Below are 19,916 nucleotides of genomic sequence, written 5' to 3'. Positions count from 1 at the left end.
CTCACGGGCTGTACGGCGGTCAAGGGGGCTACCAGCCTACGCGCCGCGCCCTGGGGTACCCGTCCCGCGCCGACGGCTCCCGGCTCCCCTCGACCGCACGGAAAATCCAACAATCTTCTCGCCAAGCCGTGCCTTTGGCACGTGTCACGCGTTGTTGCCCGTAGGGGGAGTGCCTGCGTCGGCGCCATAGGAGGCAGGAGTTCGATGCGTGTAGGTAGTTTTGTTCTGGCCGCCCAGTTCCCGGGACAGGGGCAGGGGGAGGCGCTGCACCGAGCGGTGCGGTCCGCCGAGGTGGCCGAGGAGGCGGGGCTCGACTCGGTCTGGCTCGCCGAGCACCACTTCGTTCCGTACGGCACGTGCCCGTCGGCGGTGACCCTCGCGGCGCTGCTCCTCGGACGGACGCGACGGATCCGCGTCGGCACAGCCGTGAGCGTCCTGCCGACCGCGCACCCCGTGGCGCTCGGCGAGCAGGCGGCGCTGCTGCACCTGACGTCCGGCGGCCGCTTCTCGCTCGGTGTGGGGCGCGGCGGCCCGTGGGTGGACCTGGAGGTCTTCGGAGCCGGCCTCGAGGCGTACGAGTCGGGGTTCCCGGAATCCCTCGACCTGCTGCTCCAGTGGCTGAGGGAGCCCCGCGTCGAAGGCCGCGGCGAGCGCTTCGCGTTCCGTGAAGTGGCCGTCGTTCCCAGCCCGCAGGAGGCTCTGAACGGCGGGGGCGGGAGCGGTCCCGAGGTGGTCGTCGCCTGCACCTCGCCGTCCAGTGTGCGGCTGGCCGCGGAGCGCTGCCTGCCGATGCTGCTCGGCATGCATGTGGGTGACGAGGAGAAGGCCGAAATGGTGGCCTTGTGGGATCGGCACGCGCGTGCCGCGGGGCACGGTCGCGAGGCGATGGCCGCCGCGTCACACGTGTCGGCAGGCGTCGCACAGGTCGCGGACCGGCGCCTGGAGGCGGCCGAGACGTTACAGAAGGCGATGCCGGGCTGGCTGAAGCAGGGCTTGGACGCCCATGTGACCGTGGACGGCCGGCATCGCTCGATGCGGGATCCCCTGGCGTACACCGAACTGCTCTGCGGGCTGCACCCCGTGGGGACCCCGCAGGTGTGCGCCGACCGGATCGCCGCCACGTCGGAGCGGACCGGCATCACGCGTTTCGCACTGCTCGTGGAGGGCTCGGGCGATCTCGCGGCCACCGAGGAGAACGTCCGCAGGCTGGGCGCCGAAGTGCTTCCCCAGCTCGGCTGAGAAGCGCTGTCGTGCCGCGGAGCTGCCGCTCCGAACTGAAACACCTCCCGCGCACGGAGCGGCAGCAACAGACGTCAGCAGTCCCGCAGTTCCGGTGACTGGTTGAGCAGCTGGCCCCGTATCGAGGTGAAGCGGGCGAGCCGGTCGTCCACCGAGGAGTCGAGCGGGAAAACCGCCACGCGGTGGCAGTTCTGGAAGGCCAGACGGACACCGAAATGCCTCTGCAGCGCGCCGCGAATCGCGTCGCTCGCGAGCGCGCGCAGCAGCTGACCACGAGCCTGCTCGTCCGGCGGCGGAGTCTGGTTGTCGGCGAACTCGCCGCCGTCAACCTTCAACTGGGCCACCAGGGAGCTGACCATCTCCCATGCGTAAGGCAGGGAGGTCCGGACGCAGTCGACGAATTCCGCTTCGTCGACCTCGCCTCGCTCGGCCTGTTCCAACAGTGCCGGTGAGACGTCGAGCGACATGGGTTCTCCTCTCGCACCCCCGGAGAGCGGGGGCCTACGGACAGGGATGGAGTCCGCCTACGCAGCGTGCACGGATGACGACCTCTAGCTTCTACGGTAGGCAACGGGCGGTGACCGCACCAGAAGATTGGGCGCATAACCGGCCAGGATCGAACAGGTTCATCGACGGACAAGTCACGCGCGCCCCGGAGCGTACGGCGGGCGCTCAGCGGCCCGGAGGCTACCGCCATTGCACGGGTGGCGGGAGGGGGGAAGGCGAATCGCGTGCACCGCCCCGAGTCGAGTAGCGTTGCGCCCCATGCGTCTCGTCATTGCCCGATGCTCCGTGGACTACGCGGGCCGGCTCACCGCCCACCTCCCGTCGGCCCCCCGTCTGATCCTTGTGAAGGCCGACGGCAGCGTCTCCATCCACGCGGACGACAGGGCCTACAAACCGCTCAACTGGATGTCCCCGCCCTGCACGTTGAAGGAGGGTTCGGGGGACGACGCCGGTGTGTGGACCGTCGTGAACAAGGGGGGCGAGAAGCTCATCATCACGATGGAGGAGATCCTGCACGACTCCTCGCACGAGCTCGGCGTCGACCCCGGTCTCATCAAAGACGGCGTGGAAGCACACCTTCAGGAGCTGCTGGCCGACCGTATCGAGACGCTCGGCGAGGGTTACTCACTCATTCGTCGGGAGTACATGACGGCGATCGGCCCGGTGGACATCCTCTGCCGCGACGCCGACGGCCAGACCGTCGCCGTCGAGATCAAGCGGCGCGGCGAGATCGACGGCGTCGAGCAACTTACCCGCTACCTGGAGTTGTTGAACCGCGACCCGCACCTGGCACCCGTCAAGGGCATCTTCGCCGCCCAGGAGATCAAGCCGCAGGCGCGCGTTCTCGCCACGGACCGCGGCATCGGCTGCGCCGTCCTGGACTACAACGCGCTGCGCGGCATCGAGGACGACAAGCTGCGGCTGTTCTGACGCGCGCGCCTGACACGTCCTGTCACGTACAGGCCCGTCACCTACGGGCAAGAGGGCCGGGTCCTGGTGGACCCGGCCCTCTTCCGCGTTCACGTGGCCGCTTCGCCGTCTCGGTCAGCCCGCCGTACCGCTGTCCGCCTCCGGAGAGCTCGCCGGTCGGCTCACCGAGTTCGAGCTGTTCGGCGCCGAGGGCGGGGCCCCGCTCGTGGGCGGGGACGTCGGCGGGTCCGTCGGCTCGGTCGGCGGGTCCGTCGGCTCGGTGGGCTTGTCCGTCGGCTTCGTCGGCTTGTCCGTGGGCTTGGTGGGCTTGTCCGTCGGCTTCGTCGGCTTGCCGGTCGGCTCGGTGGGCTTGCCACTCGGCTCGCCCGACGGTTCGTCACTGCCGCTCGGCTTGCCGGACGGCTCGTCGCTGTCGCTCGGCGTGGGCCCGTTCGAGGTGCCGGTGGCGGTGCCCTCGCCCGGGCCGCCGGGGCGGCTGGTGGAGTCCTTCTGCGGCGTGTCGGCGGTCAGCCCGTCGTCGCCGCCGCCCTCCTGCGCCGACTGCTCCGTCGTGACCTTGTCGCCCGGCGGGTCGTCGTTGTCGGACGTGGCGCCGAGCGTGACGACGGTGCCGAGGACGGCGGCGAGCAGGGCTCCCGCGCCCGCGGCGACGAGGTTGCGCCGGGTGCCGCTGATGATGGAGCGGCGGCTCGGTGCCGGTCCCGCGACCACGGCGGGCGTGACGCGGCTGGTGACCAGCGTGTCCGGCTCCGGGGGCGGTACGGGCAGCGCGAAGGCGGCGGGCACACCGCCGGGGGGCGACGCCGACTCCTCGTGGCGCGCGTCGGGCAGCTCCTCGCCCGCGGCGGTCTGCCCGCCGGGCGGCGTGCCGCCCGAGCGGTCGGCGACCAGGGCGAGGGCCCTGCGCCCGGAGATCATGCCGCGCTTGTCGGCGAGTGCGCCGCGCAGCCCGATGGAGGCCTCCAGCTCGGCGCGGGCCCGGTCGAGCTGTCCGCCGCAGAGCGCGAGGATCCCCAGCTCGTGGTGGAAGTACGCCTCCTCGGCGACCTCGCCCGCGTTCCGTGCCGCTTCCTGGCCGGAGCGCAGGGCACGCTCCCAGGCGCCCCAGGCGAGCCCGCCGGCGAAGGCGGGCGCCGCGGTGCGGGCGAGCAGCACGGCCGCGCCGCTCTCGGTGGCGACCAGGGCGCCGAGGGCAGCCTGCACGGCGGCCGCCTCGGCGGCGACGCGCTCCGGGGTGACGGAGGGGTGTCCGGCCCACCAGGCGTAGTGCTGGGCGGCGGCCAGGGCGTGCTCGGGGGCCGCGTCGGCGTACCCGGCGGCCTCCAGCTGGGCGCGCACTCCCGCGGCGAGGCGGTAGTGCGCGCCCACCGCGGTGACCAGGGCGCAGCCGACGAGCTCGGCGAGGGCCGCGTCGGCGTGGGTGTCGCCGACCAGGGCGGGCAGGTGGGCCTGGTGCGGGAGTTCGCCGCCGAGGGCGACGGCGAAGGTGAGCGTGGTGCGGGCGGACGGGCTCAGGCGCGCGGCGAGCAGGGCGGCGGGCGCGGCTCCGTCGGCGACCGAGGGCAGCGGCACGTCGTAGCCGTCATCGGCGTCGAAGGGCGCGTCGGCCGGGGCGTCGCCGAAGGAGCCGCGCTCCTCGAAGGCGTGCGGGTCGGCGCGCAGCTGGTCGCGCTGGCGGAGCAGGGCGCCCGCCTGGACGAAGCGCAGCGGCAGGCCCTCGGACTCGAACCAGAGGTCGCCCGCCCAGTTGGCCTCGTCGTCGTCCAGGACCCGGCCGACGGCGCGCTCCAGGAGCTCCAGGGCGCCGCCGCGGCCGAGCCCGCCGAGGAAGACCTCTTCGAGGTGGGAGTCGGCCGAGGGTGCGGCGACGTCGGGGGTCGCGGAGATGAGGAAGGCGCACTCGGGCGTCGCGTCGAGCAGCTCGTCGAGTCCGGCGCCGCCGAACTCCAGGTCGTCCAGGACGACGACGGCGCCGATGTCGTGGACGAGTTCGAGGAGCTGGGCGCGCTCGGGGCGGTGCAGCGGTGCGTCGTAGACCGTCGCGAAGAGGTCGTGGAGGAGCTCGGTGGGCGTCCTGCGGCAGCCCGAGAGGCGCACGACGCCGTCGGGGGCGAGGTCCGCGCAGTCGTCGGCGACGGTGTTCAGGAGCGCCGTGCGGCCCGATCCGGCGGGCCCGGTCAGCCGCACCGAGCGGCCGCGCGCGAGGAGCCGTACGAGGCGTTCACGGTCCTCCTGGCGCTCCAGAAGCGGCAGCCTGGGCAGCGCGGGCCCCGGCGGCACGGGCGGCATCGAGGCGCGGCGCAGCTCGGCGCGGTCGTCGGCGGTGCGCTTGGCGGGGCGCTCGGGCCGTTCGCCCGGCGGGCAGGGTTCGATCTCGCTGCCGTCGACGGGGTTGACGGTGACCAGGAAGTCGCCGGAGACGAGCTGGACGGTGCGGGCCAGAGCGGGCGCGGGCTGACTGTAGTCGGCGGTGATGGGATCGCGCGGCCGCTGCGGCCGCGCCGGGCCGTCGTGATCGTCGCCACCGGAACGGTGGCCGTACTCTTCGGGTCCCCGGTTCATCGGGTCCATGGTCCTAGCCCCCCAGATGCGTCGTGTGCAGAGCCCCCTCCGGCCTTCGTGCACACTGCGCTGTCGCTTCTGGTCCGGTGCCCCCGTGCGGGTTCGTCATATCGGTGGGCGACCGAACCCTAGACCTTTGCTCAGTATCTACGAGTGGGCGGGGTCCCGCCCCGCCCGAGACGTCACAGTCTCGTGAGGATTGTGCGCGAGGTGCGGTTCAGGCTCTGGGGAGCGATTCGACACCGATGCCGCCTTCGATGGCGAGGATGCGGTGGAGCCGGGTCGCCACGAGAAGGCGCTGCATCTGCGGCGGCACGTGGCGCAGGACGAGTCTGCGTCCGCACCGTCCGGCGCGGCGGTGCGCGCCCATGATCACGCCGAGTCCCGTGGCGTCCCACGAGTCCAGTTCGGACAGGTCGAGCACCAGGTCGCCGGCTCCGTCGTCGACGGCCGAGTGCAGGACCGTGCGGGCGTCCGCCGCGCTGCGTACGTCGAGGCGTCCCCCGACGACCAGCTGGGCCTGGTCGCCCCTGATGTGCATATGCGCTCCCCGAGAGTGCTGTGTCTGCTGTGACGCCCGGTACGTAGGGCATCTGCGTATGTCACTGCAACTGACTGCCCCATGGGCGAGGAAGTTGCCGTCTGTAAGCGAACCGATACCGAATTCACTCCGAGGGGTGACCCGTAGGGCGCCGAAGCGTCCGACGGGCCGTCAGACGGCGTACGTCAGTGCTGGTTCAGTGCTTGTAGAACCCCTGCCCGCTCTTGCGTCCGATGTCACCGGCGTCAACCATCCGGCGCATCAGCTCCGGCGGCGCGAACTTCTCGTCCTGGGACTCCGTGTAGATGTTGCTCGTGGCGTGCAGCAGGATGTCGACGCCCGTCAGGTCGGCGGTCGCGAGCGGTCCCATGGCGTGCCCGAAGCCGAGCTTGCAGGCGATGTCGATGTCCTCGGCGGTGGCGACGCCCGACTCGTAGAGCTTGGCGGCCTCGACGACGAGCGCGGAGATCAGACGGGTCGTCACGAAGCCGGCGACGTCGCGGTTGACGACGATGCAGGTCTTGCCGACGGACTCGGCGAACTCTCGGGTGCGGGCGAGGGTTTCGTCGCTCGTCTTGTAGCCGCGCACCAGCTCGCAGAGCTGCATCATCGGGACCGGCGAGAAGAAGTGGGCGCCGACGACGCGCTCCGGGCGCTCCGTGACGGCCGCGATCTTGGTGATCGGGATGGCGGAGGTGTTGGAGGCGAGCACGGCGTCGTCGCGCACGAGCTTGTCGAGCGTGCGGAAGATCTCGTGCTTGACCTCGAGCTTCTCGAAGACGGCCTCGACGACGATGTCGGCGTCGGCGACGGCGTCCAGGTCGGTGGTCGTGGTGATGCGGCCGAGCGCGGCCTCGGCGTCGTCGGCGGCGAGCTTGCCCTTGCTCACGAACTTGTCGTACGACGCCTTGATGCCGTCGGTGCCGCGGGTCAGGGCTTCGTCGGTGACGTCGCGCAGGACGACGTCCCAGCCCGCCTGGGCGGAGACCTGAGCGATGCCGGACCCCATGAGTCCGGCTCCGATGACGGCAAGCTTCCGTGCCACTGTTCCGACTCCCCTACCGCTTATCACGCTTGGCTTACACGCTGTTTACGCATGCCTCTGCGGCGCACGTTAGCGTCCGTGAGGGCGCCTGTGGCGGTGAAGAGATGCGCGTCACGTCTCAGATGACGGACATCACACCGGTACGCCTCATTCGGCGGCGCGCACCGCGTAGTTGAGGACCTTCTCGCCGAGCAGCTCCTCCATCTCGTCGAGGAGCGCGAGGGCTTCGCGGGAGACCTCGGCGGGTTCGCGGCGCTGCGACATCTCGTCGCCGATCCAGGCCATGAGGGTGCTGTGGACCCAGGAGAGCTGGCCCGCGACCAGGCCGGGCAGCGGGTCGCCCGGCCCGGCGCCGGTCTCCTCGGCGAGGGTCTTCGTGAGCCGGTCGAGGGCCTCCTGCTGGATCGCCCAGAGCCGGGAGCGCAGGGGGTGCGCCTCGGTGATGACCTTCATGAAGTCGGCCCAGCCGGGGAAGAGCCCGACGGCCGGTGATACGGCCTCCACGTCGGCGCGCAGTTCGCGCAGGACGGCGTCGGCGGCCGACTCGCCGTCGCGGCGGCCGCGCACGTGGCGGGCGAGGCGGTCGGTCACGTCGTCGCCCCGGTCGAGGAAGAGGTCCTCCTTGGCCGGGAAGTAGTTGTAGACCGTGTTGACCGAGACGTCCGCGGCGTCCGCGATCTCCGCGATGGTCACGGTGACGAACCCGTACTCCAGGAAGAGCCCGGTCGCGATGTCCGAGATCCGCTGCTTCGTCTGCCGCTTCTTGCGCTCCCTGAGGCCTTCCGTCATGGCCTCATCGTAGGCCGCTCCCTAGAGAGCCTGAAAACTTGGTGCCACTGAATTTTTGGGGACGTTGCAAAAATTCAGGGACTCTGTTTTTGTGGTCGCCATGGCAATCATCAGCACCGCCGGACTCGCCCGGACCTTCCGTACGAAGGGCGGCCCCGTCGAGGCCGTCCGCGGCATCGACCTGCGCGTCGAACCCGGCGAGATCCTCGGCTTCCTCGGCCCCAACGGAGCGGGCAAGACGACCACGCTGCGCATGCTGACCACGCTGCTCCCGCCCACCGGCGGCGCCGCCACCGTCGCGGGCCACGACCTCCTCAGGGACCCCGCGGGCGTACGGAGCCGGATCGGGTACGTCGCCCAGTCCGGCGGCGTCGACCTGAGCATGTCCGTACGCGAGGAGCTGGTCACCCAGGGCCGGCTCTACCGCCTGACGAAGGACCGGGCTGCCGCCCGCGCCGAGGAGCTGGCCCGCGACCTCGGCCTGACCGAGCTGATGGAGCGCCCCTGCGCGGCGCTCTCCGGCGGCCAGCGCAGGCGGCTCGACATCGCCATGGGCCTCACCCACGAACCCGAGATCCTCTTCCTCGACGAGCCGACCACGGGCCTCGACCCGGGCAGCCGGGCCGACCTGTGGCGCCTGGTGCGGCAGTTGCGCGACGAGCACGGCACGACGGTCTTCCTCACCACGCACTACCTCGACGAGGCCGACGCGCTCTCCGACCGGCTGGTCGTCGTCGACCGGGGCGTGGTCGTCGCCGAGGGCACGCCGAGCGCGCTCAAGCTCCAGTACGGCGGCTCGATCGACGCCACGCTCCAGGACACCTTCCTCGCCATCACCGGGCGCGACATCGCCCCCAAGGACACGACTCCCGTCGCCGTCTGACCCACCCCACCCCACCACCGCGCACAGGAAACCGGGACCCCGCCATGTCGTTGTCCGCACTGCTCTCCGACACCGCGCTGATCTTCGGGCGGTACGCCCGGCAGACGCTGCGCTCCACGTTCCAGATCCTCTTCGGCGTCCTCACTCCCCTGCTCTACCTGCTCTTCTTCGGGCCGCTGCTCACCGACCTGCCGCTCGGCTCACAGGGCGACTCCTGGCAGGTGCTCGTGCCGGGCCTGCTGCTCCAACTCGGCCTGTTCGGCGCCACCTTCAGCGGCTTCGCGCTCATCATCGAGAAGCAGTTCGGCGTGGTGGAGCGGATGCGGGTGACGCCGGTCAGCCGCCTCGCGCTGCTGCTCGGCCGGGTCCTGCGCGACGCCGCGCTCTTCGTCTTCCAGGCGGTGCTGCTCGTGCTCGCCGCGCTGGCGATGGGGCTCAGGGCGCCGCTCGGCGGCATCCTCATCGGCTTCGCGTTCGTGGCGTTCCTGACCGCGGGGCTCGCCTCCCTCTCGTACGCGCTGGCCATGAAGGTCGACAAGCCCCACGAGTTCGGCCCCGTCGTGAACGCGGTCAGCATGCCCTCGATGCTGCTCTCGGGCCTGATGCTGCCGATGGCGCTCGCGCCCGCCTGGCTGGACGTGCTCTCCCACTTCATGCCGTTCCGCTATCTCGTCGACGCGGTGCGGGCGGGCTACGTCGGGGAGTACGCGACCACGACCATGCTGTACGGCGCCCTGACGGCCCTCGGCTTCGTGCTGCTGTCCGTGACGGTGGGCACACGGGTCTTCAGGAGGGCCGGCGCCTAACTACGCTGGCCGCATGGTCAATCTGACGCGCATCTACACCAGGACCGGCGACCGGGGGACGACGGCCCTCGGGGACATGAGCCGCACCGCCAAGACCGATCTGCGGATCTCGGCCTACGCCGACGCCAACGAGGCCAACGCGGCCATCGGCACGGCGATCGCCCTCGGACAGCTCGACGCGGAGGTCGTCAAGGTCCTGGTCCGGGTCCAGAACGACCTCTTCGACGTGGGCGCCGACCTCTCCACCCCCGTCGTCGAGAACCCGAAGTACCCGCCGCTGCGCGTCGAGCAGAGCTACATCGACAAGCTGGAGGGTGACTGCGACCGCTTCCTGGAGGAGCTGGAGAAGCTGCGCAGCTTCATCCTGCCGGGCGGCACCCCCGGCGCGGCCCTCCTGCACCAGGCGTGCACGGTGGTGCGGCGGGCCGAGCGGTCGACGTGGGCGGCGTTCGAGGTCCACGGCGACGTCATGAACCCCCTGACGGCCACCTACCTGAACCGCCTCTCCGACCTCCTCTTCATCCTCGCCCGCACGGCGAACAAGGCGGTCGGGGACGTGCTGTGGGTGCCGGGGGGCGAGCGCTAGGGCCGGTCTGTTCCCGGCCGTCCCCGGCCGTGCCCTCGGCCGGGGAGTGATCCCCTCCGCTAGAGCTTGCTCAGGAAGTTCTTGCGCTCCTGGGTCGGGTCCGGGGCCGGCCCCGCGTCCTCGCTCGTGGCGGCCGGTGCCTTCGCGGTGGCCGGCGCCTTCTTGGGGAAGAGCGTGTACGTGGCGGCGATGACGACGTTGATGCCCATCACCCACAGCATCCTCTGCTGCCACATCCGCAGCGAGTCGGTGTTCCCGTCCCCGCCCACGTACCAGACCGCGCCCTGCAGCAGTGCCGCCGCGATCAGCGCCGCGAGGATCCAGCGTGCGGCGATCTTCCACTCGTGGAGGGCGCGGGCGGCGCCGTACTTGGGGGTGCGGGGCGGCGGGCCGCCCGCGAAACGGTGGGCGACGCGGACGTCCACCCACTTGATCGTGTAGTGGCCGAGCGCGACGGAATAGCCGATGTAGGCCGCGGCCACGCCGTGCTTCCAGTCCGGCTCGGCGCCGTTCTTCAGGTCGATCGCGGTGACGACGAAGAGGACGACCTCCAGCAGCGGCTCGCACAGCAGGACGCCGATGCTCGCCCTCGGCATCTTCGCCCAGTACCGCAGGGCGAGCCCGCCGGCCAGCAGCACCCAGAAGCCGACCTCGCAGATGATGATCAGTGTGACGATCACGGCGCACTCCTCGGGGTCGCTTCTTCGGTCACCCCTCAAGGTTCTCCTCGCGAAGGCCGCGGATCATCGTCGTCAGTGACGAAGTGGGACTGCATCCTTCGATGTAGCGGCGCCGCTACGGCCGTCGCCGTACCCAGTTCGATGTACTCGCCACCGGCCCGGCTCCTCCCCCGGGACCAGGCAGCACCGCCGGTTCACCGTGTTGGATGGGGGCATGGCCCTGCCCCTCGCCCGTCCGCACCGCGTCGATGTCGCCATCGCCTCGGCCAGCCTGCTCAGCGGGCTCACGCTGTGGGCGCTCGGGCTGCACGCGCAGACGGACCGGCCGCTCGGCGGCACCTGGGCGCTGATCCCGCTCGGCACCCTGGCGTGCCTGTCGCTGCTGCGCCGCACGGCTCCCCAGTTCGCCCTGGTCGTCGGCACGCTCGCGCTGGTCGCCGACCAGTTCACCGACGGCAATCTCGTCTCGATCATGATGTACACGGACCTCGTGTACGCGGCCGTGGTGTACGGCACCCCGGCCGCCGCCCGCCGCATCCCGGTCACCACCGGCCTGGTCACGGTGGCGGTCACCGTCGGCTTCCTCGCCTGGTTCCAGAAGCCGGAGGCCATCCTCCTCGGCTTCGTCACCGGTGTCGTCTCCTTCGCGCCGGCCACGACCGGCGTCCTCGTGCGCAACCACCGCGAGGCCGCGGAGGCGGCGAAGCTGCGGGCCGAGCAGACCGCGCTGCTCGCCGAGATGGACCGGGCCCAGGCCGTCACCGCCGAGCGCGCCCGGATGGCCCGCGAGCTGCACGACATGGTCGCCAACCACCTCTCGGCGATCGCCATCCACTCCACGGCCGCGCTCTCCCTGGACGACGCGGCGACGAGCAAGAACGCCCTCGCCGTCATCCGCGAGAACAGCGTCGAGGGGCTGGCCGAGATGCGCCGCCTCATCGGCATCCTGCGCGACCACACCGGCGATCTGGCGCCCGTGGCCGCGCCCACCCTGGACGGCCTGGGCCCGCTGGTCGCGAACGCGCGTACGAACGGCCTGGACGTGGACCTCGACGACACCCGCACCCCCGACGGGCCGAAGCTGCCCACACCGGTGGAGCTCGCCGCGTACCGCATCGTCCAGGAGTCCCTGACCAACGCCCTCAAGCACGCGTCGCCGGGCCGCGTCACCGTCTCCCTCACCCAGCGGCGCCGCGCCCTCGACGTCCGTGTGACCAGCCCCTACGGGGACCCCTCCGGGCCGCGTGCCCCCGGCTCGGGCGCCGGCCTCGTCGGCATGCGCGAGCGCACCGAACTGCTCGGCGGCACCTTCGAATCGGGCCCCGAGACCAGCCCCGACGGCAAGGTGTGGATCGTCTCCGCGACCCTGCCCGTCGACCCCGCAGACGAAGGAGCCGATGCATGATCCGGGTGCTAGTCGCCGAAGACCAGTCAGCCGTGCGCGCGGGACTCGTGCTGATCCTGGGCAGCGCGCCCGACATCGAGGTCGTCGGTGAGGCGGGGGACGGCGAGGAGGCCGTCGCGCTCGCCCGCGAACTCCGCCCCGACCTGGTCCTGATGGACGTGCAGATGCCGCGCCTGGACGGGGTGTCCGCGACCCGCCAGGTCGTCTCCGAGGGGCTCGCGGACGTCCTGGTCCTGACCACCTTCGACCTCGACGAGTACGTGTTCGGGGCGCTGCGCGCGGGCGCGTCCGGCTTCCTCCTGAAGAACACCGAGGCGAAGGACCTCCTCGAAGGCGTGCGGACGATCGCGCGCGGCGAGGGCCTGATCGCGCCGGCCGTCACCCGGCGCCTGATCGCCGAGTTCGCCGCCCCGGCGAAGGCGGTGCGCCACCAGAACGCGCCGGACCCGGCCGTCCTGGACAGCCTCACCCGCCGCGAGCGCGAAGTGCTCTCCTGCGTCGGCGACGGCCTGTCGAACGCGGAGATCGCGACCCGCCTGTCCATGGCGGAGGCGACGGTGAAGACGCACGTCAGCCGGTTGCTGGGCAAGCTGGAGCTGCGCAGCCGGGTCCAAGCGGCGGTACTGGCACAGGAGTTGGGCGTCTGATCCGGACGGCGGCCGGCGGACCGTCGCGATCCGGCCAATGGTTCAGACCTCTTGACCGCTGGTCCAGACCTTTCTATTCTCGCCGCACTGCGGTGAGCACTCCCCCACGTGTCCACGTGCTCACGGGCGGCGCAGGGTTCAACCCCTAAGACCCCCGGATCTCACCCGAGGAGCACCTCGTGCGCTTCAAGAAGAGCACCACCCGCCCGAGACTCAGATTCAGACACAAAGCCGTGGCGGGAGTGACCACGCTGCTGCTGCCGCTCGCCACCCTGGTGGCGCTCGGCGGCTCCGCCGAGGCGGCTCCCGACGCCGCCCCCGCGGCCACCGCCACGTACGCCAAGACCCAGGACTGGGGCAACGGCTTCGAGGGCAAGTGGACGATCAAGAACACCGGCACCACCAGCATCAGCTCCTGGAACGTCGCCTGGGACTTCCCCTCCGACACCAAGGTGACCTCCGCCTGGGACGCCACCGTCACCAACTCCGGCAACCGCTGGACCGCCAAGAACCTCGGCTGGAACGGGACGCTCGCCCCCGGCGCCTCGGTCTCCTTCGGGTTCAACGGCACCGGTCCCGGCGCGCCCGCCAAGTGTGAGCTGAACGGCGCCAGTTGTGACGGCGGCAGCGTCCCCGGTGACAACCCGCCGAGCGCCCCCGGCACCCCGACCGCCTCCGGCATCACCAACACCGGGGTGAAGCTCGACTGGAAGGCCGCCACCGACGACAAGGGCGTCAAGAACTACGACGTCCTGCGCGACGGAGCCAAGGTCGCCACCGTCACCGGCACCACCTACAGCGACTCCGGCCTGACCGCCGGCACGGACTACTCGTACACCGTCCAGGCCCGCGACACCGCCGACCAGACGGGCCCCGTCAGCGGCGCCGTCAAGGTCCGCACCACCGGTGGCGGCGGCCCGGACCCCGAGCCCGGCGACAAGGTCAAGCTCGGCTACTTCACCGAGTGGGGCGTCTACCAGCGCAACTACCACGCGAAGAACATCGCGACCTCCGGCTCGGCCGGCAAGATCACGCACATCAACTACAGCTTCGGCAACGTCCAGGGCGGCAAGTGCACCATGGGCGACTCCTACGCGGCGATCGACAAGGCCTACACCGCCGACCAGAGCGTCGACGGCGTCGCCGACACCTGGGACCAGCCCCTGCGCGGCAACTTCAACCAGCTGCGCAAGCTCAAGGCCAAGTACCCGAACGTCAAGATCCTCTGGTCCTTCGGCGGCTGGACCTGGTCCGGCGGCTTCACCGACGCCATGAAGAACCCGGCCGCCTTCGCCAAGTCCTGCCACGACCTGGTCGAGGACCCGCGCTGGGCCGACGTCTTCGACGGCATCGACCTGGACTGGGAGTACCCCAACGCCTGCGGCCTGACCTGCGACACGAGCGGCCCGGCCGTCTTCAAGACGATGATGCAGGCCTTCCGCAACGAGTTCGGCGCCAAGAACCTCGTCACGGCCGCCATCACCGCCGACGGCTCGGACGGCGGCAAGATCGACGCGGCCGACTACGGCGGCGCCTCGCAGTACGCCGACTGGTACAACGTGATGACGTACGACTTCTTCGGCGCCTGGGACGCGAAGGGCCCCACCGCCCCGCACTCCCCGCTCACGTCCTACCCGGGCATCCCGAAGGACGGCTTCAACTCCGCTGCCGCCATCGCCAAGCTCAAGGCCAAGGGCGTCCCCTCGGCCAAGCTGCTGCTCGGCATCGGCTTCTACGGCCGCGGCTGGACCGGCGTCACCCAGAAGGAGCCGGGCGGCACGGCCACCGGCGCCGCCCCGGGCACCTACGAGGCGGGCATCGAGGACTACAAGGTCCTGAAGAACTCCTGCCCGTCCAACGGCACGGTCGCCGGCACCGCCTACGCCCACTGCGGCAGCAACTGGTGGAGCTACGACACCCCGGCCACCGTCCGCGCCAAGATGACCTGGGCCAAGGACCAGAAGCTCGGCGGTGCCTTCTTCTGGGAGTTCAGCGGTGACACCAGCAACGGCGAGCTGGTGAGCGCCATCAACGACGGCCTGAAGTAACCGGGACCGTCCCCCACGGACGAAGCCGGGGAGACAGGATCGCCCCCTGTCTCCCCGGCTTCTTCATGCCGTCGGCCGGTTCACGCTATTCAGGTGGTACGCGGGCTACGCCACGTTGACGCGCTGCCCGGGAGGCGCCGCCTCCAGCCAGGCGAGGAAGCCCGTGAGGGCGTCCTCGCTCATCGCCAGTTCGAGGCGGGAGCCCCGGTGCAGACAGCCGAGGACGATGGCGTCGGAGAGCAGGGCCAGCTCCTCCTCGCCGTCCGGCGCGCGCCGGTCCACGACCTCGATGGCGGAACGCTCGAGGACCCGGCGGGGCCGGGGAGCGTAGGAGAAGACGCGGAACCACTCGACGCGGTCGCCGTTGTAGCGGGCGACGCCGTACCCCCAGCCCTTGCCGGACGTGTCGCCCTTGTCCGGCGCGTGCCAGCGCAGGCTGCAGTCGAAGGTGCCGCCGGAGCGCTGGATCAGCCGGCGCCGCAGTCCGAAGACGAAGAGCCCCAGCAACACCAGCACGATCAAAGCAAGTCCGCACACGAGCAGAGTGAGGATCATCCGGCACCGACCTCCTCGCCTCTACTGTCGGTCGAAGGACCGACAACGGACCAATACATTGCACCCGCATTGCCTCAGCCGCGACCCGGTCCGGAACCTTCCCGGACCTGGCCGCGGCTGAGTCACGTTACGCCGCGCGCTGGGGTCAGCGCGCCACCGCACGCAGTCGGACGTCGGCACGCCGCTCCGCGGAGGCGTCCGCCTCCGACTTCGCGCGCTCCAGCGCCCGCTCCGCACGCTGGACGTCGATCTCGTCGGACAGCTCCGCGATCTCGGCCAGCAGCGACAGCTTGTCGTCCGCGAAGGAGATGAATCCTCCGTGGACGGCGGCGACGATCGTGCCGCCGTCGCTCGTACGAATGGTCACCGGGCCCGATTCCAGCACACCGAGCAGCGGCTGGTGACCGGGCATGACGCCGATGTCGCCGGACGTGGTACGCGCGACGACCAGGGTGGCCTCACCGGACCAGACACTGCGGTCCGCTGCGACCAGCTCGACATGCAGCTCAGCAGCCAAGGGTGGCTCCTCGGGTCACCACCCGGCGGTTCAGCCGGGTGTTGGGTCAAATTCTAGTGGGCGTACGAAGAGGGGCGGGACACGGCCCCCGCGCGGGGTGCAACCCGCCCCTCTCCGACATGAGCTACGAGGCTCAGGAGACGCCGAGCTCCTTGGCGTTCTTCTTGAGGTCCTCAAGACCACCGCACATGAAGAACGCCTGCTCCGGGAAGTGGTCGTACTCGCCGTCGCAGATCGCGTTGAAGGCCGCGATCGACTCGTCGAGGGACACGTCCGAACCGTCCACGCCGGTGAACTGCTTGGCGGCGTGGGTGTTCTGGGACAGGAAGCGCTCCACGCGACGGGCACGGGCGACGACGAGCTTGTCCTCTTCGCCGAGCTCGTCGATGCCGAGGATCGCGATGATGTCCTGGAGGTCCTTGTACTTCTGCAGGATCGTACGGACACGCATGGCGGTGTCGTAGTGGTCCTGCGCGATGTAGCGCGGGTCCAGGATGCGGGACGTGGAGTCCAGCGGGTCCACGGCCGGGTAGATGCCCTTCTCGGAGATCGGACGGGAAAGCACCGTCGTCGCGTCGAGGTGGGCGAACGTGGTCGCCGGGGCCGGGTCGGTCAGGTCGTCCGCGGGGACGTAGATCGCCTGCATCGAGGTGATCGAGTGACCACGGGTCGAGGTGATGCGCTCCTGGAGGAGACCCATCTCGTCGGCCAGGTTCGGCTGGTAGCCCACCGCGGAGGGCATGCGGCCGAGCAGGGTCGAGACCTCGGAACCGGCCTGCGTGAAGCGGAAGATGTTGTCGATGAAGAACAGCACGTCCTGCTTCTGCACATCGCGGAAGTACTCCGCCATAGTCAGACCGGCCAGGGCGACGCGCAGACGCGTGCCCGGCGGCTCGTCCATCTGGCCGAAGACCAGGGCGGTCTTGTCCAGCACGCCGGCCTCGTCCATCTCGACCATGAGGTCGTTGCCCTCACGGGTGCGCTCGCCGACACCGGCGAAGACGGAGACACCGTCGTGCAGCTTGGCCACACGGACGATCATTTCCTGGATCAGCACGGTCTTGCCGACACCGGCACCACCGAACAGACCGATCTTTCCACCCTTGACGTACGGGGTGAGAAGGTCGACGACCTTCAGGCCGGTCTCGAACATCTCGGTCTTCGACTCGAGCTGGTCGAACGCCGGGGCCTTGCGGTGGATCGTCCAGCGCTCGGCGTCGGCGACCGTGGACGGGTCGTCGTTCAGGACCTCACCGAGGGTGTTGAACACCCGGCCCTTGGTCACGTCGCCGACCGGCACCGAGATGCCCTTGCCGGTGTCGGTGACGGGCGCCTGGCGGACCAGGCCGTCGGTGGGCTGCATCGAGATCGCGCGGACCACGCCGTCACCCAGGTGCTGGGCGACCTCGAGGGTCAGCGTCTTCTTCGCGCCCTCTTCGGCCGGGTCGTCGACCTGGACGTGCAGGGCGTTGTAGATCTCCGGCATCGCGTCGACGGGGAACTCCACGTCGACGACCGGGCCGATGACCCGGGCGACGCGGCCCGTGGCAACGGCCGTCTCAACAGTGGTCGTCATTACTTGTCACTCCCCGCGGTCGCGTCGGCCAGCGCTGCTGTGCCGCCGACGATCTCGCTGATTTCCTGGGTGATTTCGGCCTGGCGGGCCGCGTTGGCAAGCCGGGAGAGGCTGTTGATCAGGTCCCCGGCGTTGTCGGTCGCCGACTTCATCGCGCGGCGCGTGGCGGCGTGCTTGGAGGCAGCCGACTGGAGCAGCGCGTTGTAGATACGGCTCTCGACGTAGCGCGGCAGCAGGGCGTCGAGGACGTCCTCCGCCGACGGCTCGAAGTCGAACAGCGGAAGGATCTCGTCCTTGGTGGACTTCGACTCCTGCGCGACCTCTTCGAGACTGAGCGGCAGCAGGCGGCTGTCGACCGCCGTCTGCGTCATCATCGAGATGAACTCGGTGTAGACGATGTGGAGTTCGTCCACGCCGCCCTCAGCCGTCTCCTTCTCGATCGCCTCGATCAGCGGCGCCGCGATCTGCTTGGCGTCCGCGTACGTAGGCTCATCGGTGAATCCCGACCACGACTCCACGACCTTGCGCTCGCGGAAGTTGTAGTGGGCCAGACCACGGCGGCCGACGATGTACGAGTCGACCTCCTTGCCCTCGGCCTCGAGACGCGCGGTCAGCTGCTCCGCGGCCTTGATGGCGTTGGAGTTGAAGGCGCCGGCCAGACCGCGGTCGCTCGACAGGAGCAGTACCGCGGAGCGCGTCGCCGACTCCGGTTCCGTCGTCAGCGGGTGCTTGGTGTTCGAACCCGTTCCGACCGCCGTGACCGCGCGGGTGAGCTCGGTCGCGTACGGCGTGGACGCCGTCACCTTGCGCTGCGCCTTGACGACGCGCGAGGCGGCGATCATCTCCATCGCCTTGGTGATCTTCTTGGTCGCGGTGACGGATTTGATGCGACGCTTGTAGACCCGGAGCTGGGCTCCCATGAGTCAGGTCCCTTCCGTCGTCACTTACCGGCGGCGGCCGGAGCGTCCTCGCCGAGAAGCTTCCCGTCCGAGGTCTCGAACTGCTTCTTGAACTCGGCGATGGCGTCGCTGATGGCCGACAGCGTGTCGTCCGACATCTTGCCGCCCTCCTTGATGGAGGTCATGAGGCCCTGCTCCTTGCGGTGCAGGTACTCGAGCAGCTCGCGCTCGAAGCGACGGATGTCGTTGACCGGCACCTCGTCCATGCGACCGGTGGTACCGGCCCACACGGACACGACCTGGTCCTCGGTCGCCATCGGCTCGTACTGCGGCTGCTTGAGCAGCTCGACCATGCGCTGACCGCGCTCGAGCTGGGCCTTCGACGCGGCGTCCAGGTCGGAACCGAAGGCGGCGAACGCCTCCAGCTCACGGAACTGGGCGAGGTCCACGCGGAGGCGGCCCGAGACCTGCTTCATCGCCTTGTGCTGCGCGGAACCACCGACTCGGGAGACGGAGATACCGACGTTCAGCGCGGGGCGCTGACCGGCGTTGAAGAGGTCCGACTCCAGGAAGCACTGGCCGTCGGTGATGGAGATGACGTTGGTCGGGATGAACGCCGACACGTCGTTCGCCTTGGTCTCGACGACCGGCAGACCGGTCATCGAGCCCTTGCCCAGCTCGTCGGAGAGCTTGGCGCAGCGCTCGAGCAGACGCGAGTGGACGTAGAAGACGTCACCCGGGTAGGCCTCGCGCCCCGGCGGGCGGCGGAGCAGCAGGGACACGGCGCGGTAGGCGTCGGCCTGCTTCGAGAGGTCGTCGAAGATGATGAGGACGTGCTTGCCCTCGTACATCCAGTGCTGGCCGATGGCCGAACCGGTGTACGGCGCAAGGTACTTGAAGCCGGCCGGGTCGGACGCCGGGGCGGCGACGATGGTCGTGTACTCCAGCGCGCCGGCCTCTTCGAGGGCACCGCGCACCGAGGCGATGGTGGAGCCCTTCTGACCGATGGCGACGTAGATGCAGCGCACCTGCTTGTTCACGTCGCCCGAGCGCCAGTTGTCGCGCTGGTTGATGATCGTGTCGACGGCCAGGGCGGTCTTGCCCGTCTGGCGGTCGCCGATGATCAGCTGACGCTGGCCACGGCCGATCGGGGTCATCGCGTCGACGGCCTTGTAGCCGGTCTCCATCGGCTCGTGCACCGACTTGCGCTGCATGACCGTGGGGGCCTGCAGCTCAAGGGCACGACGGCCGACGGTCTCGATCTCGCCGAGGCCGTCGATCGGGGTGCCGAGCGGGTCGACGACGCGGCCGAGGTAGCCCTCGCCCACCGCGACCGACAGGACCTCGCCGGTACGGCTGACCGACTGGCCCTCCTCGATGCCGCTGAACTCGCCGAGGACGATCGAACCGATCTCGCGCTCTTCCAGGTTGAGCGCGAGACCGAGCGTGCCGTCCTCGAACTTCAGCAGCTCGTTGGCCATGGCCGAGGGCAGGCCCTCGACCTTCGCGATGCCGTCGCCGGCAAGGGTGACCGTACCGACCTCCTCGCGCGAGGCCGCGTCCGGCTTGTACGCCTGGACAAAGTTCTCCAGCGCGTCCCGGATCTCCTCCGGCCGGATCGTGAGCTCCGCCATCTGGGTTCCCTGCTCTCCTTGTTGGGCCCGAAGTTTCTTTGGGGGGATGGGGACTCCCCCCAAGAAA

Annotated in this window: 19 protein-coding genes; 8 read left to right on the top strand and 11 right to left on the bottom strand. The window is 70.3% G+C overall.

Annotation, left to right across the window (positions count from 1 at the left end):
- Positions 1-204 precede the first annotated feature (204 nt).
- Positions 205-1,239 (top strand): LLM class flavin-dependent oxidoreductase, encoded by a 1,035-nt coding sequence (locus tag ACZ592_RS33615; RefSeq protein ID WP_471585474.1) that lies wholly within the window; start codon positions 205-207, stop codon positions 1,237-1,239.
- 74 nt (positions 1,240-1,313) lie between these two features.
- Here ACZ592_RS33615 and ACZ592_RS33610 read toward each other — a convergent pair whose 3' ends face one another.
- The gene (locus tag ACZ592_RS33610) at positions 1,314-1,706 is read right to left on the bottom strand and encodes an SCO5389 family protein (protein ID WP_471585473.1); all 393 of its coding nucleotides are present in this window, start codon (positions 1,704-1,706) and stop codon (positions 1,314-1,316) included.
- A 298-nt stretch (positions 1,707-2,004) separates the two neighbouring features.
- Between ACZ592_RS33610 and nucS the strand changes: the two genes are divergently transcribed.
- Positions 2,005-2,676, top strand: coding sequence for an endonuclease NucS (nucS, locus tag ACZ592_RS33605; RefSeq protein ID WP_471585472.1), 672 nt, complete (start codon positions 2,005-2,007; stop codon positions 2,674-2,676).
- A 114-nt stretch (positions 2,677-2,790) separates the two neighbouring features.
- Here nucS and ACZ592_RS33600 read toward each other — a convergent pair whose 3' ends face one another.
- The 4 genes from ACZ592_RS33600 to ACZ592_RS33585 all read right to left on the bottom strand — a co-directional run bounded on the left by ACZ592_RS33600 (position 2,791) and on the right by ACZ592_RS33585 (position 7,613).
- Positions 2,791-5,247, bottom strand: a complete 2,457-nt coding sequence (locus tag ACZ592_RS33600) for an ATP-binding protein (protein ID WP_471585471.1) — start codon at positions 5,245-5,247, stop codon at positions 2,791-2,793.
- Positions 5,248-5,455: 208 nt separating this feature from the next.
- Positions 5,456-5,779 (bottom strand): STAS domain-containing protein, encoded by a 324-nt coding sequence (locus tag ACZ592_RS33595; RefSeq protein ID WP_030792181.1) that lies wholly within the window; start codon positions 5,777-5,779, stop codon positions 5,456-5,458.
- A 196-nt stretch (positions 5,780-5,975) separates the two neighbouring features.
- A complete protein-coding gene (locus ACZ592_RS33590) occupies positions 5,976-6,824 on the bottom strand; it encodes a 3-hydroxyacyl-CoA dehydrogenase family protein (protein ID WP_471585470.1) in 849 nt (282 codons plus the stop codon).
- A gap of 147 nt (positions 6,825-6,971) precedes the next feature.
- Entirely contained in the window at positions 6,972-7,613 is a 642-nt protein-coding gene (locus tag ACZ592_RS33585; RefSeq protein WP_471585469.1) for a TetR/AcrR family transcriptional regulator, read from the bottom strand.
- A 100-nt stretch (positions 7,614-7,713) separates the two neighbouring features.
- Between ACZ592_RS33585 and ACZ592_RS33580 the strand changes: the two genes are divergently transcribed.
- Genes ACZ592_RS33580 through ACZ592_RS33570 form a run of 3 tightly spaced genes read left to right on the top strand, consistent with a single transcriptional unit; the run spans position 7,714 to position 9,888 of the window.
- The gene (locus tag ACZ592_RS33580; protein WP_471585468.1) at positions 7,714-8,496 is read left to right on the top strand and encodes an ATP-binding cassette domain-containing protein; all 783 of its coding nucleotides are present in this window, start codon (positions 7,714-7,716) and stop codon (positions 8,494-8,496) included.
- Between the two features lie 44 nt (positions 8,497-8,540).
- Entirely contained in the window at positions 8,541-9,302 is a 762-nt protein-coding gene (locus ACZ592_RS33575; RefSeq protein ID WP_471585467.1) for an ABC transporter permease, read from the top strand.
- A 13-nt stretch (positions 9,303-9,315) separates the two neighbouring features.
- Positions 9,316-9,888: a cob(I)yrinic acid a,c-diamide adenosyltransferase gene (locus tag ACZ592_RS33570; protein WP_471585466.1), complete on the top strand. Its 573-nt coding sequence runs from the start codon at positions 9,316-9,318 to the stop codon at positions 9,886-9,888.
- Between the two features lie 59 nt (positions 9,889-9,947).
- Here ACZ592_RS33570 and ACZ592_RS33565 read toward each other — a convergent pair whose 3' ends face one another.
- Complete coding sequence (locus ACZ592_RS33565) at positions 9,948-10,568, bottom strand: hypothetical protein (RefSeq protein WP_471585465.1); 621 nt, start codon at positions 10,566-10,568, stop codon at positions 9,948-9,950.
- Positions 10,569-10,782: 214 nt separating this feature from the next.
- Between ACZ592_RS33565 and ACZ592_RS33560 the strand changes: the two genes are divergently transcribed.
- The 3 genes from ACZ592_RS33560 (at position 10,783) to ACZ592_RS33550 (ending at position 14,668) form a co-directional block, all read left to right on the top strand.
- The gene (locus tag ACZ592_RS33560; protein ID WP_471585464.1) at positions 10,783-11,973 is read left to right on the top strand and encodes a sensor histidine kinase; all 1,191 of its coding nucleotides are present in this window, start codon (positions 10,783-10,785) and stop codon (positions 11,971-11,973) included.
- Entirely contained in the window at positions 11,970-12,620 is a 651-nt protein-coding gene (locus tag ACZ592_RS33555) for a response regulator (RefSeq protein ID WP_471585463.1), read from the top strand. Before ACZ592_RS33560 ends, ACZ592_RS33555 begins: the two co-directional genes overlap by 4 nt.
- A gap of 233 nt (positions 12,621-12,853) precedes the next feature.
- Entirely contained in the window at positions 12,854-14,668 is a 1,815-nt protein-coding gene (locus tag ACZ592_RS33550; RefSeq protein WP_471585462.1) for a glycosyl hydrolase family 18 protein, read from the top strand.
- Positions 14,669-14,773: 105 nt separating this feature from the next.
- Here ACZ592_RS33550 and ACZ592_RS33545 read toward each other — a convergent pair whose 3' ends face one another.
- From ACZ592_RS33545 to atpA, 5 genes are all read right to left on the bottom strand, one after another.
- Positions 14,774-15,223 (bottom strand): DUF2550 domain-containing protein, encoded by a 450-nt coding sequence (locus ACZ592_RS33545; RefSeq protein WP_471585461.1) that lies wholly within the window; start codon positions 15,221-15,223, stop codon positions 14,774-14,776.
- 145 nt (positions 15,224-15,368) lie between these two features.
- Positions 15,369-15,740 (bottom strand): F0F1 ATP synthase subunit epsilon, encoded by a 372-nt coding sequence (locus ACZ592_RS33540; RefSeq protein WP_471585460.1) that lies wholly within the window; start codon positions 15,738-15,740, stop codon positions 15,369-15,371.
- A 133-nt stretch (positions 15,741-15,873) separates the two neighbouring features.
- Complete coding sequence (gene atpD, locus ACZ592_RS33535) at positions 15,874-17,316, bottom strand: F0F1 ATP synthase subunit beta (RefSeq protein WP_471585459.1); 1,443 nt, start codon at positions 17,314-17,316, stop codon at positions 15,874-15,876.
- Positions 17,316-18,236, bottom strand: coding sequence for a F0F1 ATP synthase subunit gamma (locus ACZ592_RS33530; protein ID WP_471585458.1), 921 nt, complete (start codon positions 18,234-18,236; stop codon positions 17,316-17,318). The genes atpD and ACZ592_RS33530 overlap by 1 nt, the downstream gene beginning before the upstream one ends.
- 20 nt (positions 18,237-18,256) lie before the next feature.
- Positions 18,257-19,849: a F0F1 ATP synthase subunit alpha gene (gene atpA / locus ACZ592_RS33525; protein ID WP_471585457.1), complete on the bottom strand. Its 1,593-nt coding sequence runs from the start codon at positions 19,847-19,849 to the stop codon at positions 18,257-18,259.
- Positions 19,850-19,916: the final 67 nt, after the last annotated feature.

It is taken from the genome of Streptomyces sp. NPDC040622, from assembly GCF_055593965.1.
The sequence above is the reverse complement of the archived record's forward strand: the minus strand, read 5'-3'. Positions and strand labels throughout refer to the sequence as shown.

Coding starts and splice junctions, on each gene's coding strand:
- ACZ592_RS33615 (WP_471585474.1), top strand. CDS start 205: ATGCGTGTAGGTAGTTTTGTTCTGGCCGCCCAGTTCCCGGGACAGGGG.
- ACZ592_RS33610 (WP_471585473.1), bottom strand. CDS start 1,706: ATGTCGCTCGACGTCTCACCGGCACTGTTGGAACAGGCCGAGCGAGGC.
- nucS (WP_471585472.1), top strand. CDS start 2,005: ATGCGTCTCGTCATTGCCCGATGCTCCGTGGACTACGCGGGCCGGCTC.
- ACZ592_RS33600 (WP_471585471.1), bottom strand. CDS start 5,247: ATGGACCCGATGAACCGGGGACCCGAAGAGTACGGCCACCGTTCCGGT.
- ACZ592_RS33595 (WP_030792181.1), bottom strand. CDS start 5,779: ATGCACATCAGGGGCGACCAGGCCCAGCTGGTCGTCGGGGGACGCCTC.
- ACZ592_RS33585 (WP_471585469.1), bottom strand. CDS start 7,613: ATGACGGAAGGCCTCAGGGAGCGCAAGAAGCGGCAGACGAAGCAGCGG.
- ACZ592_RS33580 (WP_471585468.1), top strand. CDS start 7,714: ATGGCAATCATCAGCACCGCCGGACTCGCCCGGACCTTCCGTACGAAG.
- ACZ592_RS33575 (WP_471585467.1), top strand. CDS start 8,541: ATGTCGTTGTCCGCACTGCTCTCCGACACCGCGCTGATCTTCGGGCGG.
- ACZ592_RS33570 (WP_471585466.1), top strand. CDS start 9,316: ATGGTCAATCTGACGCGCATCTACACCAGGACCGGCGACCGGGGGACG.
- ACZ592_RS33560 (WP_471585464.1), top strand. CDS start 10,783: ATGGCCCTGCCCCTCGCCCGTCCGCACCGCGTCGATGTCGCCATCGCC.
- ACZ592_RS33555 (WP_471585463.1), top strand. CDS start 11,970: ATGATCCGGGTGCTAGTCGCCGAAGACCAGTCAGCCGTGCGCGCGGGA.
- ACZ592_RS33545 (WP_471585461.1), bottom strand. CDS start 15,223: ATGATCCTCACTCTGCTCGTGTGCGGACTTGCTTTGATCGTGCTGGTG.
- atpD (WP_471585459.1), bottom strand. CDS start 17,316: ATGACGACCACTGTTGAGACGGCCGTTGCCACGGGCCGCGTCGCCCGG.
- ACZ592_RS33530 (WP_471585458.1), bottom strand. CDS start 18,236: ATGGGAGCCCAGCTCCGGGTCTACAAGCGTCGCATCAAATCCGTCACC.
- atpA (WP_471585457.1), bottom strand. CDS start 19,849: ATGGCGGAGCTCACGATCCGGCCGGAGGAGATCCGGGACGCGCTGGAG.